Source organism: Streptomyces pristinaespiralis (genome assembly GCF_001278075.1).
Classification (GTDB): domain Bacteria; phylum Actinomycetota; class Actinomycetes; order Streptomycetales; family Streptomycetaceae; genus Streptomyces; species Streptomyces pristinaespiralis.
The window spans coordinates 3,298,260-3,313,279 of record NZ_CP011340.1; the positions used below are offsets into that span (position 1 = coordinate 3,298,260).

General features: G+C 68.2%; 10 protein-coding genes. 4 read left to right on the forward strand and 6 right to left on the reverse strand.

Annotated features, from left to right (window positions below; genetic code table 11):
* Window positions 1-20: 20 nt before the first annotated feature.
* Both SPRI_RS13660 and SPRI_RS13665 read left to right on the forward strand, forming a co-directional pair.
* Window positions 21-698: an SDR family oxidoreductase gene (locus tag SPRI_RS13660; protein ID WP_037776333.1), complete on the forward strand. Its 678-nt coding sequence runs from the start codon at window positions 21-23 to the stop codon at window positions 696-698.
* Window positions 699-787: 89 nt separating this feature from the next.
* Window positions 788-1,267, forward strand: a complete 480-nt coding sequence (locus SPRI_RS13665) for a hypothetical protein (protein WP_050791487.1) — start codon at window positions 788-790, stop codon at window positions 1,265-1,267.
* A 70-nt stretch (window positions 1,268-1,337) separates the two neighbouring features.
* Here SPRI_RS13665 and SPRI_RS13670 read toward each other — a convergent pair whose 3' ends face one another.
* The 4 genes from SPRI_RS13670 to SPRI_RS13685 all read right to left on the reverse strand — a co-directional run bounded on the left by SPRI_RS13670 (window position 1,338) and on the right by SPRI_RS13685 (window position 10,566).
* Entirely contained in the window at window positions 1,338-3,749 is a 2,412-nt protein-coding gene (locus SPRI_RS13670) for a DEAD/DEAH box helicase (RefSeq protein WP_106428419.1), read from the reverse strand.
* 864 nt (window positions 3,750-4,613) lie between these two features.
* Window positions 4,614-6,197, reverse strand: coding sequence for a class I SAM-dependent DNA methyltransferase (locus SPRI_RS13675; protein ID WP_037773835.1), 1,584 nt, complete (start codon window positions 6,195-6,197; stop codon window positions 4,614-4,616).
* Window positions 6,194-7,678: a restriction endonuclease subunit S gene (locus SPRI_RS13680; protein ID WP_005312505.1), complete on the reverse strand. Its 1,485-nt coding sequence runs from the start codon at window positions 7,676-7,678 to the stop codon at window positions 6,194-6,196. The genes SPRI_RS13675 and SPRI_RS13680 overlap by 4 nt, the downstream gene beginning before the upstream one ends.
* The gene (locus tag SPRI_RS13685; protein ID WP_005312507.1) at window positions 7,675-10,566 is read right to left on the reverse strand and encodes a DEAD/DEAH box helicase family protein; all 2,892 of its coding nucleotides are present in this window, start codon (window positions 10,564-10,566) and stop codon (window positions 7,675-7,677) included. The genes SPRI_RS13680 and SPRI_RS13685 overlap by 4 nt, the downstream gene beginning before the upstream one ends.
* Window positions 10,567-10,728: 162 nt before the next feature.
* Here SPRI_RS13685 and SPRI_RS13690 point away from each other — a divergent pair, with 162 nt between their 5' ends.
* Both SPRI_RS13690 and SPRI_RS13695 read left to right on the forward strand, forming a co-directional pair.
* Window positions 10,729-12,132, forward strand: coding sequence for an AAA family ATPase (locus tag SPRI_RS13690; RefSeq protein WP_259372231.1), 1,404 nt, complete (start codon window positions 10,729-10,731; stop codon window positions 12,130-12,132).
* A gap of 44 nt (window positions 12,133-12,176) precedes the next feature.
* Window positions 12,177-12,923 carry an HNH endonuclease family protein gene (locus tag SPRI_RS13695; protein WP_234020378.1) on the forward strand — a complete coding sequence of 249 codons (747 nt, stop codon included), beginning with the start codon at window positions 12,177-12,179 and terminating at the stop codon, window positions 12,921-12,923.
* Window positions 12,924-13,058: 135 nt separating this feature from the next.
* On the opposite strand, the gene SPRI_RS13700 is transcribed toward SPRI_RS13695, so the two are convergent.
* Window positions 13,059-13,589 (reverse strand): NUDIX domain-containing protein, encoded by a 531-nt coding sequence (locus SPRI_RS13700; protein WP_037773838.1) that lies wholly within the window; start codon window positions 13,587-13,589, stop codon window positions 13,059-13,061.
* A gap of 1 nt (window position 13,590) precedes the next feature.
* Complete coding sequence (locus SPRI_RS13705) at window positions 13,591-14,946, reverse strand: hypothetical protein (protein WP_005312518.1); 1,356 nt, start codon at window positions 14,944-14,946, stop codon at window positions 13,591-13,593.
* Window positions 14,947-15,020: the final 74 nt, after the last annotated feature.

The window sequence follows — 15,020 nt, forward strand, 5'->3', positions numbered from 1 at the left end:
ACCGGCCACCCACGTCACGCATCACCGGCGGCGGCAGCGGGATCGGCGCCGCGGCGGCCCGCCTGCTCCTCGACCGGGGGCACCGCGTGGCCGTCACCGGGCGGAACCCTGAGCGGCTGCGGCGGTTCGCCGACGAACTGGGCTCGCCCGGGGGACTGCTCCTGCTGCCGGGCGACGCGTCCGACCACGAGTCGGTCCAGGCCGCCGTCGACGCGACCGTCGAGACGTTCGGCCGGCTCGACGCCGTCGTGGCGAACGCGGGCTTCGCCACGCACGACACCCTCGCGGACGGTGATCCGGAGGGATGGCGGGAAATGGTGCTCACCAACGTCCTCGGACCGGCGCTTCTGATCCGGGCCTCGCTGCCCGCGCTGAAGGAGACACGCGGCCGGATCGTTTTGATCGGCAGCGTGGCCGGCTTCCAGAACACCCCGGGCAACATCTACGGCGCCACGAAGTGGGCCGTCACCGGCCTCGCGGAGAACACCCGCCGGATGGTGACGGCCGACGGTGTGGGCGTCACCCTCGTCGCGCCCGGCCGTGTCGAGACCCCGTTCTGGGACGGTCTCGGCGCCCTCCCCGAAGGGCATCTGCTGACGGCCGGCCAGATCGCGGACTCCATCGTGTGGGCGATCGGGCAGCCGGAGGGCGTCGACATCAACACCGTGATCATCCGCCCCGTCGGCCAACCGGTCTGACCCACCGGCCTCCGGGCCGGCCGCTGGTCGTCGAGCGGCCGGCCCCGCGTCCGGCGCTACGATCGGCCGGTCGGCGAAGGGGGCAGGAAGTGCGCGACATCTCACGGCGGGCCGTGCTGGTCCTGGCGGTGGGGGCGGCCGCCTCCGCCTGCTCAGGACCGGACCCGCGGGACGGAGTGGACGAGGGACCGCTGCGTACGGAGACGGAGCCGCTGGAGAAGACCTTCGTGCTCCTCGGGCCGTTGAGCGACGCGCACTGGCTCGGCTACGACCGGGTGAAGAACAACGAAGGCAGGTCGGTGCCCGGCCCGTCCGACATCCGGCTCGTCGGCTTCGCCCGGCTCGCGGACGGCAAGGCGGCCGAGCTGACGTCGGTCACGGAGCGCGGGTTCGGGCCGGTGCCGCTCGGTGAACTGCCGGAGCGGCTGGCCGCGTTCGCGCCGGAGGACGCGCAGTGGCAGCACAGCGACGCCTTCGACGACGAGATGACCGGTGGCACGTACTCGGGCCGTTTCCTGCTGTCGGCGGCGACGGGGACGGTCTGTTTCGACGCGCTGAACGTGCCGTAGGGGGCCGGGCGTTCCGGGGGGAGTGGTGCGGCGGGGCCGGGGCCGTTGCCGTGCTGTCGCCGTGCGCCGGTCAGTCCGAGGGCTTCGCCAGCGGAACGCCCGCCGGCTCGGCGTCGGACGGTGAATCTGCCGCAGTCGTCCGCTCGGCCTCCCCTGCCTGCTCGGCGTCGCCCGCCCGCTCAGCCTCCCCTGCCTGCTCGGCGTCCCCCGCCTGCTCGGCGTCACCCGCAGGCTCGGCCTTCCCTGCCCGCTCGGCGTCACCCACGGCCTCGGCGTCACCCGCCTTCTCGGCCTCAGTCGGCGGCAGGCCCGCGAGGCGGCGCTGTTCGTCCTCCACGATCCGGCGTGCCAGCGAGCCGACCGAGATGTCGACCGCGTCGGGCGTGGCCTCCGCGACGTCGCTGCGGCGGGCATAGGCGTCGAAAAGGCGGGACTTGCTCTCCAGGATGTCGAGCATCCGCTGGTCGACGCTGTTCGTGGCGAGCAGCCGGTGGACCTGTACGGCGCGGACCTGGCCCATCCGGTGGGCACGGGCTACCGCCTGATGCTCCATCGTCGGTTTGACCTGCGGTTCGCAGATGATGACCACCGAGGCCGCCTGGAGGTTGAGCCCCACGCCACCGGCCTCGATCTGTGCGAGCAGCACCGCGTGGCCGGGTGCGGCCGTGAACTCGTCCACGAGCTGCTGGCGGCGGGCTGCGGGCACGCTCCCCGAGACGGGGCCGAACACGCCCTCGTCCAGGGCCTCCCCGACCGCGGCCAGCACATCGCGGAAGTACGAGAAGACCACCACTTTGAGCCCGTTGGCCGCCGCGTCGTCCACCAGCTCGCGCAGCCGCTCCAGCTTGGCCGACTTCTCGGGACGCGCGTACGCGGCCCTGCGCATCGCCATGAAGTTGCCGCTCGCCACGGCCTCCCGGTACGCCTCCGCGTCCGCCGCGCTGAACTCCTCCCACTCCTCCACCTGGAGCAGCGAGGGCAGTTCGGTGAGCACGTCCTGCTGGTTGCGGCGCAGGTAGGCCGGGGCGACCGCGCGACGGAAGGCCTGGGAGCCGGCGACCGCGTCGCTGCCCTGGATCTGCGGCAGCAGCGCCGGCTGGAGATGGCGGACGAGGTTGCGGAACTCCTCGACCCGGTTCTCCATCGGCGTGCCGGTGAGGAACAGGACCCGCTCGCACCGCCCCGCCCAGCGGGCTACGGCCTTCGACCTGCGGGCGTCCGGGTTCTTCACGTAGTGGGCCTCGTCGACGACGAGCATGCCGGGCGTCGTGCCGTCGGGTACGGCCAGGCCGTGCAGGGCGTCGAAGGTCGTGACGGCGATGCCGCCCCGGTCCTGCCAGTCGGCGTACGCGTCCGCACGGTCCGGCCCGTGCACCGGCACGGGCCGCAGCGTGCTGCGCGACCTGATCTCACGCGTCCAGTTGATGAGGACGCTCGCCGGGCACACCACCACGAAGTGCGTGTGCCCTTCGGCGGCGAGGTGGGCGAGCGCGGCGACGGCCTGGACGGTCTTGCCGAGTCCCATCTCGTCGCCCAGGATCACCCGCCGCTGGGCGAGCGCGAAGCGGGCGCCGAAGGCCTGGTAGCCGCGGAGCGACACCCGGCGGTGGGTGTCGTCGAGCTGCTGCCCGCGGACCCGTTCCGCGAGTTCCGCGGGCAGGAAGCCCTCCGCGGTCTCCGGGTCGGGACCCCGTCCGGAGACCTCGGCGAGCAGGCTGTAGTACTCCGCCGACCGGAGCTCGAAGTCGACCCAGGCGGCGGCTTCCGAGGCGGGGGAACGCAGCAGGTCGACGGACGCCTGCCCGAGCAGCAACGGCAGTTCGGCGTCCGCCGCTTCCGCGGTCACCTCGCGGATCCGCGCGAGCGCCGTCAGGGCCCGCTCCCGCCCGTCCCGGCCGGTGAGCATCATGCGCAGCCGCCCGCCGGCGGGCCGAGCCGCCGCCAGCGGCTCGGTGAGTTGCTTCTCCAGCCGCTCCGCGGCGTCCAGGGCACGCCGCAGTTCCGGCCCTGCCTCGATCAGCCGGTGCAGGGCGACGACGAGTGCGGTGGTGCGCGGTTCCGGCCGGTCCACGTCGATCCGGACGGCGACGGTCTCCGCCACGGCCTCCGCGATCTGACCGGCGGCGGCGATGGCCTGGTCGGCGGTCTGCGCGCCGACGCCGGAGACCTGCCGCAGCTCGTACCGTCCCGCCGCGTGCACCTGACGGACCGTGCCGTATCCGGCCGCTTCGAGGGCCCCGAGCCTCAGCCGTCCCTCGGTGACGTCCTTGAGGCGGCTCACGGGGATGGACCCGAGTTCCTTGTCCACCAGCTCGGTACGGATGGGGTCGAGCGCCCCGGAGACATCGGCCAGGGCGCGGCGGTGGTCCGAGCGGACCGCCCGCGCCGCGTCGAGCAGCCGGCCGGCCTCGGAGAGCAGTTCCCTGGCGTCCCGTCCGGCACGGACCACCGGCGTCCCCCGACCTTCACCGCGTGCTGCCATGACGCCCCTCATGTGCCTCCGCCCCGACGTGCGCACATCCTTCCACGGGCGTGCGACACCGCCGGGGGCGGTCCCCGGGGTGCTCGGGCGGACGGTCCCAGCCGTTCAGGAGGGCCCGGGGGCAGCCGGATGGAGCTTGGCGGGCCTTGCGGCGATGTCCCCGTTTCCCGTCACGAGAGCCACGGGTCCGAGCGGCCGGAAGTCCATCTGCTGTCGCCGCGGTCGCGCGACCGGTGCCACGCCTGCCGTCCGCCACTCACAGTGGCCAAGCGGCCGGCGAGTCGCCGGGGCCGTAGGCAGCGTCGAGCCCCGGGCAGTCGACTCCACTGCGCGAGACCGCCACGACCGGAACAGCCCTCTTCGCCGCACATCTCGGCAGCGGTTCTCTTCCCGTCCCGAGACAGCACAGGTCGGAAGGAACGTGACCTCGAAAGACGAGGCTCCTTCCGACCTGCGCATTTGTCAGATCATCGACCTGGCGGTGTCATCCGCTAGACGTTGAAGCGGAATGTCTGCCAACCAATCCTGACCTGCGACGGAGCCCCGCACAGAGCTCTGACCAGGCATTTTTCCGTTGGCCTGCGTTGGATCCCGACGGTCGTTTATGGGTGCTCTGCGGACGCTCTGCGGACTGGTCTGCGGCGTCTCTAGGGAGTCGAGGTGCCTGCGCAGCTCCACTGCGGCCTCTTCGTCGCCGCCCTCGGCCGGAGCCGGCCAGGGGTCCTGCTCGCCATTCGCCACAGCAAGGCTGCTCGCGAATACTCGAGCTATCGACATCGTCCCGTTACTGCGGCGACCAGGTGGTCTCCGCACCCTACGGCGTACCGGGGTCCCCGAACGGAGGAATGGGCCACGTGCGTCCAGTCACTCCGAGACCGCGGTGAGGTCGACGCCCAGTTCCCGAGCGAAGGCCTCAATCTCGGACAGGGCTGAGCGGAGGTCTCCTGCCACGTACCGGGTCAGTGCGTCGATGGACGCCGTGGGCTCCTTGGCCGCCGAGGCTTCAGGGCTGAGACGGGCGATGTCCAGGTTCACCTGCTTCTGGGCAAGGAGCTCGGCAGCTGCGTGGCGGCGGAATCGGTCGGACTCCTTTCGGTGCTTGCGGTCCGGGTCGGACGGGTCGAAAGCCTGCTTCTCGAAATCGGCCAAATGCTCGGGCTTCATCGGATTCTTCTTGAGCGTGAAGCGGCTGTCGGTGCGAAGGTCGTACGTCCACACGTAGGTGGTGTGCGGTGGGTCATCGTCCGCACGGTGTCCAGGGACTGCCTCGAAGAAGAGGACATGCGCCTTCACGCCGCCGGCATAGAAGATGTTCTCCGGCAGGCGCAGCATGGTATGCAGGTTGTAGCCGGTGAGCAGTTCGCGGCGGACCAGATCGCCTACGCTGCCGGCGCCGCCCTCGTACAGGACGCCATCAGGAACGATCACGGCTGCCCGGCCCTTGTCGGTGAGCTGGGTTCCGATGTGCTGGAGGAAGTTCAGCTGCTTATTGGTCGTGGTCTGTTCGCCCACCCAGAAGTCCGGGCGGTTGTACGTGACGTTGTCGCGGTCGTCCGCCTCTGCCTCGGCCTCCTTGCCGGACACGTTGATGCCCGACTTCCGACCGAAGGGCGGGTTCGCAAGAACCAGGCTGGCATGCCGCTCGGGGGGCTTGGCCAACGCGTCGCCGACGTCGATGATCGGCTCGCCGGTCGGGTCACCGAGCGAGTGCAGGAGACAGTTCATTGCGGCGAGGCGTGCAGTCGCTGGCACGATCTCGTGGCCCCAGATCGATTCCGTTCGGAGGCGGTGGAGGTCTTCGTCCGGCAGGTCGTCCCCATATTCCCGGGTGATGTATTCATACGCCGCGATCAGGAAGCCGCCAGTGCCGCAGGCCGGGTCAGTGATCGTGTCGTACGGCGTCGGGCGCATGCACCGAACAATGGACTCGATCAGGGCGCGCGGGGTGAAGTACTGGCCCGCTCCGGCCTTGGTATCCGACGCACTGCGGGCGATCAGGGCCTCGTACGCGGCACCATTGATGTCTGAACGGGAGTTGCGCCATTTCTCCTTATCAATGAGATCGACAATCAGTCGGCGCAGATGGGTCGGGTTCTCGATGTGGTTGCGGGCCCGGTTGAAGATCAGGCTGAGGGTGGTGTGGTCGTTCTGGTCAGTGCGTCGGCCGAGATCAATAAGGAGCTTGCTGTACGCCTCCTCCAGCGGATCGCCTTCGAGGTCGATGAGCTCGGGCCAGCCGCGGCCCTGCCACTCGGGAGCAGTGGGCAGCATGTGCTCGTGATCGGCTGAAGGCCGGTGGGCGTTGAGCTGCTCCGTCTCGTCGGCCATCTTCAGGAAGACCAGCAGGCTGAGCTGCTCCAAGTAGTTGGAGGCGGAAACGCCATCGTCCCGCAGGACGTTGCAGTAGTTCCACAGGCGGTCCACAAGCCGGCGGGCTTCCTGATTCACGGGTTGAACTCCAAGGGGAGGGCGGTCTGTTCACCATCTGCGAGGGTGGTGTCGTCTGCGCTGGCGGGGGGCGGGGGGATAGTGTCCGACTTCGCCTTTCGACCGGTGCGTGCCGCCGTGCGGGCCGCCTTCCGCTCGGTCTCTGCTGCCTCGCGCTCCATGCGAATTTGCTTGAGCAGCTCCTCGGCGGACTCGTCTGCGGGGTCCTGTGGGACGAGGCGGCCGGAGAATGCTTCGGAGAGAAGGGCGCGGCGCACGGCGCTGTTGTGCCGTGCGACACGGTCCAGACCGCGCTCGATGCGGCCGAAGGCAGCAAGTCGCTGCTTGGTGGTACGGACCAAATGTCGCTGCTCATCCAACGGCGGTACTGGGAACTCGACGGTCTTCAGGCGCGCGCCACTGAGGTGTGCGAGGTTCGTCGTGATCCGCACTTCTCGCATGAAGCGACCAGCGTGGAGATGACGACGGAAGACCAGAAGCGCCCAGCCGGGCAACACGTCGCCACTTGCCCGGAAGCGCAACAAGCTGTTGGTGAAGGCGACCCCTTCGGGGATGCCTCGATACATGGCGGGGCGGCCGACGAGGTGGGGGCTCTGGCCTTCATTCAACAGAATGTCACCCGGCTCCAGGCGGTATTTGCCGAAGACCCCTGAGAAGTCCATGACCTTGACGTCGCTGCTGTCGATTCGATCCTCGAAGACGTTCGCAACGCGCAGGTACGGGCGCACCTTCGGGCCAGTGTGCCAGTCGGGGTGTCGAGCCCGGCCCAACTCGACCGTTCCAGCCTTACCAGTCGTTGTGGCCGTCCAGTGCGCAGGCCACTGTTCCGGCTCTGGCACGGCGTCCAGCAGGACAGCCTTACGGAGGGCAGCGAGGTCGCGACGGGCGGAGGTCACTGCCCGGTCAACGGCATCGAGCCGCGCCATGCGGGTGTCGAGCGCGGCGGCAATGCGGTGCTGTTCGGCGGTGGGCGGGACCGGGATCCTAAGCTCGCGCACAGCAGGCTGGCTGACCTTGTAGATTCCCGCGGTTGTACGTGCCGCAGCTTCGATCTGTTCCCGGACCAGAGGCGAGGCCCACAGGCGGGTGAAAAACCGGGGACTCATGTGCTCAACAGGGACTCGGACCCGGATCATGGTGTCGGGGAACGCGACCGGGTCGGGGGCCTCGGGAACCAAAGCCCCTCGGCCTACAAGATCCAGTGATCCGCTGCCACGACAGATCAGGAAGTCGTTGGCTCGCACGAGAAAAGGAGCCGCTTCGTCAGCCGTCCACTCGCCTTCCTTCCGCTCGGCAAGATCAACCTTGTCCGAACGCAGAGCGGTCAGCCGCAGGACGGGAAAGCCGCCGTCTTCCGTCCTTACGGAGCGGCCGTTGGCAATAGGAGCGATCAGAACATCCCCGACCGTCGCCCACGCCCACCCCTCCGGCAGCGCGTCTCCACCAGCCTCGCCGCCAGCCCCAACCTTGATCCCGCTCACGCACCCAGTTCCCTGTCCAACTCGATCACTAGCTCACCCGGCTTCCACCGGCCGTCCTTGAAGGCGTCCACGAAGTCTCCGTAGCCGCCGGCCGCCGCTCGTCGACCCTCGTCCAGCGAGGCCACCGTCAGCGTGGCATTGGCCGCCACCACGTTCACAACCTGCCGTAGCCATGCCCGCTGCCGGTTGTCGAAAGCCACGCCGGCCGTCTCCTGGCGGGCGAGCCACTCTTCGAGGCGACCCTCAACGGTACTGCGATACGGCCGAAACTCATTCCCGTCGAGCCCGAGCTCGTACCGAATAACGGACAGGAACTCGACCAATCCCGCGTTCCGCCGCGCGGCACCTCGGGCGATCTTCAGATCCACGTACGCTTTCCAGAGCCTGGCCTCGGTCCATTCCCGCCGAGTCGCCCGGACCTTGCCGATCAGCGCCTTCAGCTCACGGAGCACCTCGCGCGGCGGTCGTCGCTCCTGGAAGGCGATCCTGAGGGCCAGCATGTCGTCCTCATGCTCGGCCATGTACGCCCGCCAGTCGTCGACAACCCTGCGAGCCTCCTCCTCGTTGCGCAGCCCGCGCGCTTCAAGAAGCTGGTCCTGGCTGAGATGGTCGACGAGCAACCAGCTGTCCCTAGCGGCTCTGAGGAGCGCGGCGCGCAGTTCCTCGCTCGCGACCAGCAAGCCCACCGCATCGGCGATCTCCCCGTCCTCTTCCGGGGCCGAGCTCTCGGCCCGGACAAGGGCTGGCCGTTCGGCGTCGGCAGCCCGGACCAGTGAGCGGACCATTCCCTCGTATGTCTGGTCGACCCCCAGGTACTCCTCAATAGCTGCCCGGCCCCGCTCATCGAGGCGGCGTCCGAGGCGGCTGAGGCGGCCGGCGAGGGTGGCGATGTCGTCTGGGTGGAGCAGCTCTCCCCTCTCACAGGCTCGCAGGAGCCGCTCCAGGCTCGGAACAGGCTTGGCGTCGTCCCGTACCAGCGGACGGGCGTCAGTCTTAGGGTGCTCGGTGACGCCCACCGCGTCGACGATCACAAACCGGTCCTTGTGGACAGCGTCCGCTGTGACCTTCACCAGATCGAGGTCCTTGACGGTGCGGGCCCCACGCCCCTTCATCTGCTCGAAGTACGACCAGGTCTGGATGTCCCGCATGAAGACCAGACACTCCAAGGCTGGAATGTCCGTACCTGTGGCGATCATGTCGACGGTCACGGCGATGCGCAGGTCGCGCTTGTTCCGAAAATCGGACAGCGCCTTATCAGGGCGGGATGCCTGGCTGGTGATCTTCCGGCAGAAACCATCCCCGGCTCCGCCGAACGCGGTGCGTACGGCCTCCACGATCGCGTCAGCGTGCAGGTCGTTCTGGGCGAAGAAGAGAGTCTTGGGGACAATCTCCCGGCTCTGAACCTCGCCGGTTTCCTGGTCGACGGTCGGCGGGAAGATCTCGGTGAAGAGGTTGTCGCGGAAAGTCTCCACGATCAAGCGGATCTGGTCCGTGGAACGTACCCGCTGGTTAACCTCGGTGCGGGCGTAGGGGTCGTCCGCCTCCACACTCTGCCAGTGCTCGGCACGGGTCAGCTTGTGGACCTTGGCGATGACGGAGTTGACCTGCTGGACGGTGCCGTCGGGAAGGACCTCCGTGCTCAATGCGGGTATCACCGATCCCTGCTCGGTGATCCGTGTTCCGATCTTGTAGATGTCGTAGTCGACATTGACACTGTCGGCGACAGCCTGTTCGTACGTGTACTGGCTGACCAAGTTGTTGTCGAAGAAGGCGAAGGTTTGGTGGATCGGCGTCGCGGTGAGACCGATCACGTGGGCGTCGAAGTACTCCAGGACCGGGCGCCACCGCCCATAAATAGACCGGTGGCACTCGTCAACAACGATCACATCGAAGAAGTCGGGCGGAAGGTCGGGACAGTAGCCCACAGATGCCACGCTGCCCGCCAGGCGGTCGGCTCGCTCCGTCTCGAAGCTCTCGTCATCGTCGGCCGGCACTGGGATCCCCGAGAGCTTGCACCACAGTCGCTGGATCGTCGAGATCACGATCTTGTCTGAGTCCGCGACCGCACCCTTGCTGAACAAGCGCAGCGGCATCTGCTCGTGCAGGGGCGTCCTGGCCCCCAGCGGAACGAAGTCCCGGTATTCGTTGTACGCCTGTTTTCCCAGGTTGTTGCGGTCTACTAGGAACAGCACTCGACGGGCGCCCGCGTGGCGCAGCAAGCGGTAGCTGCTCTGCACGACGGTGTAGGTCTTACCCGCACCAGTCGCCATCTGGATCAGTGCCCGCTGGTTGCCGCCGGCGAGCGACTTCTCCAACGCCTTGATGGACTTGTACTGCGCGGACCTCAGCCGCTTGTAGTCGAGGCGCATGGTCGGGAGTTTCCGCAGGCGAGCGCGGAAAGTCGGCGCGGCCGGCATCCGCTCAGCCTCACGCATCCAGCGTTCCACCGTGGCGGGCTGATGCGGGGCAAAGACGCGACGGCTGCGAGCACCGCCCTGAGGGCTGTCAGAGGCGGGGGTGCCGTCTAGGTGTTCGGCGTCCAGAAGGTTGCGGAACCTCCAGGTGGCGCCGTTGGTGGCGTACTGGAACGGCAGGGGGTGGTTGCCCCGCCAAGCCCGGTCGGCGTGCCGGCCCGCGATTCTGGCGGCCTGTTCGGCCGCAGCATCAAGCAGATCCCGCTCCTCTCCCTGCGCGGGACCGGCAGCAACGATCCCGCAGAGCCGACCCTGCACATATAGCGTGAAGAGGACCAGAGTGGGCGAGACCGGGGAACGCACCGCCTCATGGGCGACACCTAGCTCACGTTCGCTGGGCCCGTAGACCCGCCAGCCCGAGGCAGCCAGAGCTGCCTCTACCGTCCTGGCCCACTCCGGTGCGGCGCCGCTCATGGGTCCCTCCCCCAGTACGTCCCTCTCCGGACCAGTCAGTCGTCCGTACACCGATTACAGCAGCCGGTGTACGCAGCACGGGACCGTACGCGAAGATCAAGCCGGGACTGCCGTTATCACCGACGGTCCGTAAAGTGGGCGACATCACACACGGCGTACGTGATGTCACGCCGAGGGAGGGACAGGCCGGTGTACGTGGCGGGGCTCAGAGTGGACGGGGTGCGTGGTTTCCACGGGCCTCGCGCCTGCGACCTCGATTTCACCCGTCCAGCCGGCGGCTATGCCGGCTGGACGGTGATGGCCGGGCGGAACGGCTCGGGCAAGACCACACTGCTGCGCATGATCGCGCTCACGCTGACCGGTGAGCGCCGGGCACACCAGCTGGAACCGGAGCTCGAGGGGTACCTGACACACGGTGCCACCCGCGGTTCCGCCGTGGCCAAGGTCCTCGCGAACCGGTCCGCCGACACTATGGCTCAGGACGGGAACGAGCTAGTGGAGGCACGGCTCGACTGGCGGCCCGAGCAGGACGGCAGCCTCTTCGACGAACTCGTCGAGGACTATGAGCCACCCACCGAGGTGGTCTTCTCGGCCCCCCGGCCCCTCGCCTCCGCACTGTGGTCCTCGGCCCCGCCGCCCGGCTGGTTCTGCGCCGCGTATGGCCCCTTCCGACGCCTCACCGGCACCGGCCTCTACGAGCGCACTCCGCAGCAGCTTGACCGGGCCGCCGCGCTCCGCACCCTCTTCGAGGAGCAGTCGGCCCTAACTGAAGCCTTCGATTGGCTGCTCTCCCTCCACCTGCGCACCTTGGAGGAGCGCCCCGGAATCGGTCAGCTGAAAGCCTGGGTGCTTCGGCTACTCAATGACGGGCTGCTGCCGGATCGCTACCACATCGAGGATGTGGACTCGGAGGGGATGTGGCTTCGGCGGCAGGGTGACAGCGGCCCGGAGGGCGCCCGGACCGAGCTGCGGCGGATGAGCGATGGTCAGCGGACCGTTATCGCCCTAGTCCTGGACATCGTCAGGCAGATGCACGCAGCGTATGGGGACCTCGGGTTCGAGGAACACGTCGGCGGCAGGATCGTACTGCCGCACCCGGGCGTGGTGCTCATCGATGAGATCGACGCGCACTTGCACATGACCTGGCAAAAGAACATCGGCCAGTGGCTCACGACGCACTTCCCAGCGATCCAGTTCATCGTCACCACCCACAGCCCGTACATCTGCCAGGCAGCAGACCCGGGCGGGCTGATCCGGCTGCCGGGCTCGGGGGAGCAAAAACCGCCACAGGTGGTAGACGGAGAGCTGTACGGGCGGATCGTGTTTGGGACAGGGGACGACGCAGCACTCTCGGACTTGTTCGGCCTGGACTCGCCGTATTCCGACGAGGCACGTGAACTGCGAAGCAAATTGGCCGAGTTGGAGTACGACGTCCTGCTTGGGCGGGCCGACGCCGTAAAGACCGAGGAATACCTGCGCTTGCGCGATCGCCTGTCCAGTTCACCCGTGGCCCGTGTCGATGAAGTGATGGAACGATACCGGCTGTCCCGGGAGCGCGACGCGTGATCCCAATCCAACGACTATCGCTGCCCCAGGCCGTGACGGCACGCATGGCGGTACTCACGGAACGGATCGGGCTAAGGGACACAGCAAGTGGCCTGCGCAAGAAATACGCGGATAACCTGTGGAACGAAGAGGCCGACGTCAAGAGGGGGCTGCGCGAAGTACTCCTCAAAATGGCTCCGGGAGTCCTCGGCTGCTGCATGTACTGCGGTGGTTTTACCGCGACCGATATCGAACACTTCGAACCACGGGAGCACGACGCGCTCAAGACTTTCTTCTGGCCCAACCACCTTTTGGCGTGTGGCCCGTGTAACAGCACGTACAAGAGGCACTGGTGGGAGTGTGACGAGGAGACCGGCGAGCCCCTACTGATCGACCCGACCCGGGACGACCCGTTCGACCACTTGCTGCTGAACCTCAGGGAAGGCAAGTACCGCGGTGAGACGGACAGGGGGCGGACGACTATCAACGTGCTCGCCCTCAACCTCCCTGAGCGACGCTTGGTGGCTGGCCGGAAGATTGCCCGACTGAACATTAGGTCTGTAGTGAGGGACTGGGGCCGGGCCTGGCAACAGGGAGACGCGGAGGCCCAGCGCGATGCCCTGGACGTACTAAAGGGGCAGCCCTTCGCCGATGTGTGGCAGGCGATGTTGCGCCAAGCCGTGCTCCCGGGAGCAGCCTTGGTCATGAGCGATGAGCCACCCGAGATTCTCTCCCTCTTGCGGAATGAGGAACTGCGTGCGGCGACGCTGATCCAGTTCCCTCTGCAGCCAACGACCGCAGAGGCGACCTAACACAGCCACCCCCGGAGATCAGCCCTTACGTTGCCTCGCGGCACATAGCGTTCGACCATGTCGTGGGAGGCGCACGACAACTGGTGCGCTTGGCCTCCGCCGGACGCCGCATAGTCACGCAGGTAGGGTGCGCAACTAATTCCATCCGTCGAGCGAGACCTGAGAACTTCCCGCCAAGTACTGGTGTAGAGCACTCGCGGTGGTGTCGACGAAGGCTTCGGGGATGGCGTCGGCGTCAACCCACCGGACCTGGGAGTGCTTGCGGGGTTCACGGTTTTCGGGTTCGCCGGTCCATTCGTGGGCGGCAAAGACGACCGTGAGGAAGCCGTTGGGAGCTTCGACGCCCCAGGCGCCGTGAATGATGTGGGCGACCTTGAGGGACTCGGGCTTCACCGTGAGGCCGGTTTCCTCATAGAGCTCGCGGACCGCGGTTTCGGTGATGGGCTCGCCCGGCTCGCTCTTGCCGACCGGGAGGTCCCACATTCCCTGGGCGAACTTGGCGTTCTCGCTGCGCTGGAGGAGGACGACGCGGTTGGTAGCCGTGTCGTGGACGATGACGGCGGCGACCAGCAGGGTCATGGATTCGAGCGCAGGCTTGAGGGCCTTCGGCTGGTCGTCGGTCTGCTGGGCCACGGTGTTCCCTTCGTCGGGCGGGTTGTTGGGCATGTTAGGCGAGGGCCTCGCGGGCGCGGCGGGCGAGATCGGCGGCGCCGGGCACTTTGCGGCGCTGGTAGACCGCGAGGGTGGAGCGGATCGAGGTGATCGCTTTGCGCGTGCGGTCGGAGGTCATGCCTTCCATGAGGACCAGGGCCTGCGTCCAAGCGGCGACGGCTTCGTCGGCGCGGGCCTGTGCGGCGAGGCTGTCGCCGAGGTCGGCGTGGGTGAGGGCGTGGACGCGCTTGTACTTCGCAGGGTCCCAGCGGGTGAGGGCGTCGCGGTGCTGCTGCTCGGTACCGATGTGGTCGGCGAGATCGGTCAAGGTGCGGGCGGTGTGGCTGGCCACGGTGCCGGCGGCGGGGCCGCTCACGTGGGAGTAGCTGGGCTGGGGGCCATCGTCCCGTAGGAGGGCGTCCTCGGCGGCGAGCAGGGCGCGTGCGGCCGACGGGTTCTCGTCGGTGGCGGCGTAGGCGCGGGCGTGGGTGATGTGGAGGAGCGCCTCGGTCTGGCCGTCGACGTGGCCGAGACCTGTGCGGAGGGCGCCTTCGACGAGGTCGACGCAGTGGTGGGGCTGCTTGAGGCTGAGGGCCTGATGGGCGAGGGCGCGCATCATCCAGGCGGCGTGGCCGTGGGGGTCGGCTTCGCAGGCGAGTTTGTAGCCGACCTGGTAGTAGCGCTGGGCGGCGCCTTCCTGGCCGAGGTCGTGGTGTTTCCACCCTGCGAGGTAGGCGAGTTCGGCGACGGCGCCGAAGGCGGCCCGGCGTAAGGCTTCGCTGGGGAAGCGTCCGCGCAGCATGGGGGCGGCTGTGTCGGCGAGGTACGCGGTGACGGTGGTCAGGCCGTGCCCGCCGCCGAGGCGCTCGTCAGCGGCGCTGAAGGCCGTGGTGATCTGTCGTACGACGTCCACGTCCTCCGCCCCGACCAGGGATGTGCCAGTGCGGGCGCGGAGCATGCGGGCAGTGGCTTCGTGGTCGTAACCGAGCGGCATGGCAACGCCGGCGGTAGTGAAGGCCGCAATGGCGAGGAAGCGGCGGCGCTCGACGTCGGCGCGGCCCAGATCGGTGACGGCGAGGACGGGGTCGGATTCCGCCGGCTCCTCGGCATCACCGACGGGCAGGCCGATCTCGGTGCGGGTGACCGTACGTCCCGCTCGGCGGGACAGCGCCTCAGCCAGGTACTGACCTACCCGGCCCGACGGGGCGCGGGTGCCGTTCACCCAGTGCGAGATGGCCGACTTGTTGGTCTGGAGGATCTCGCCGTTCTCGGCAGCGATGCGCCGCACGTCTCTGGCGAGGGCCTCGAAGGTGCAGCCGACCACCGCGATGACGTCGCGCAGACGGGAATTGGGTTCTCTCTGCGCCGCCACGATCGCCTCCGCCCTGGAGCTGTAAACCGCGTATACCGCTTCAACTGCCTTCCACCGTACCCACTGAGCGTGAC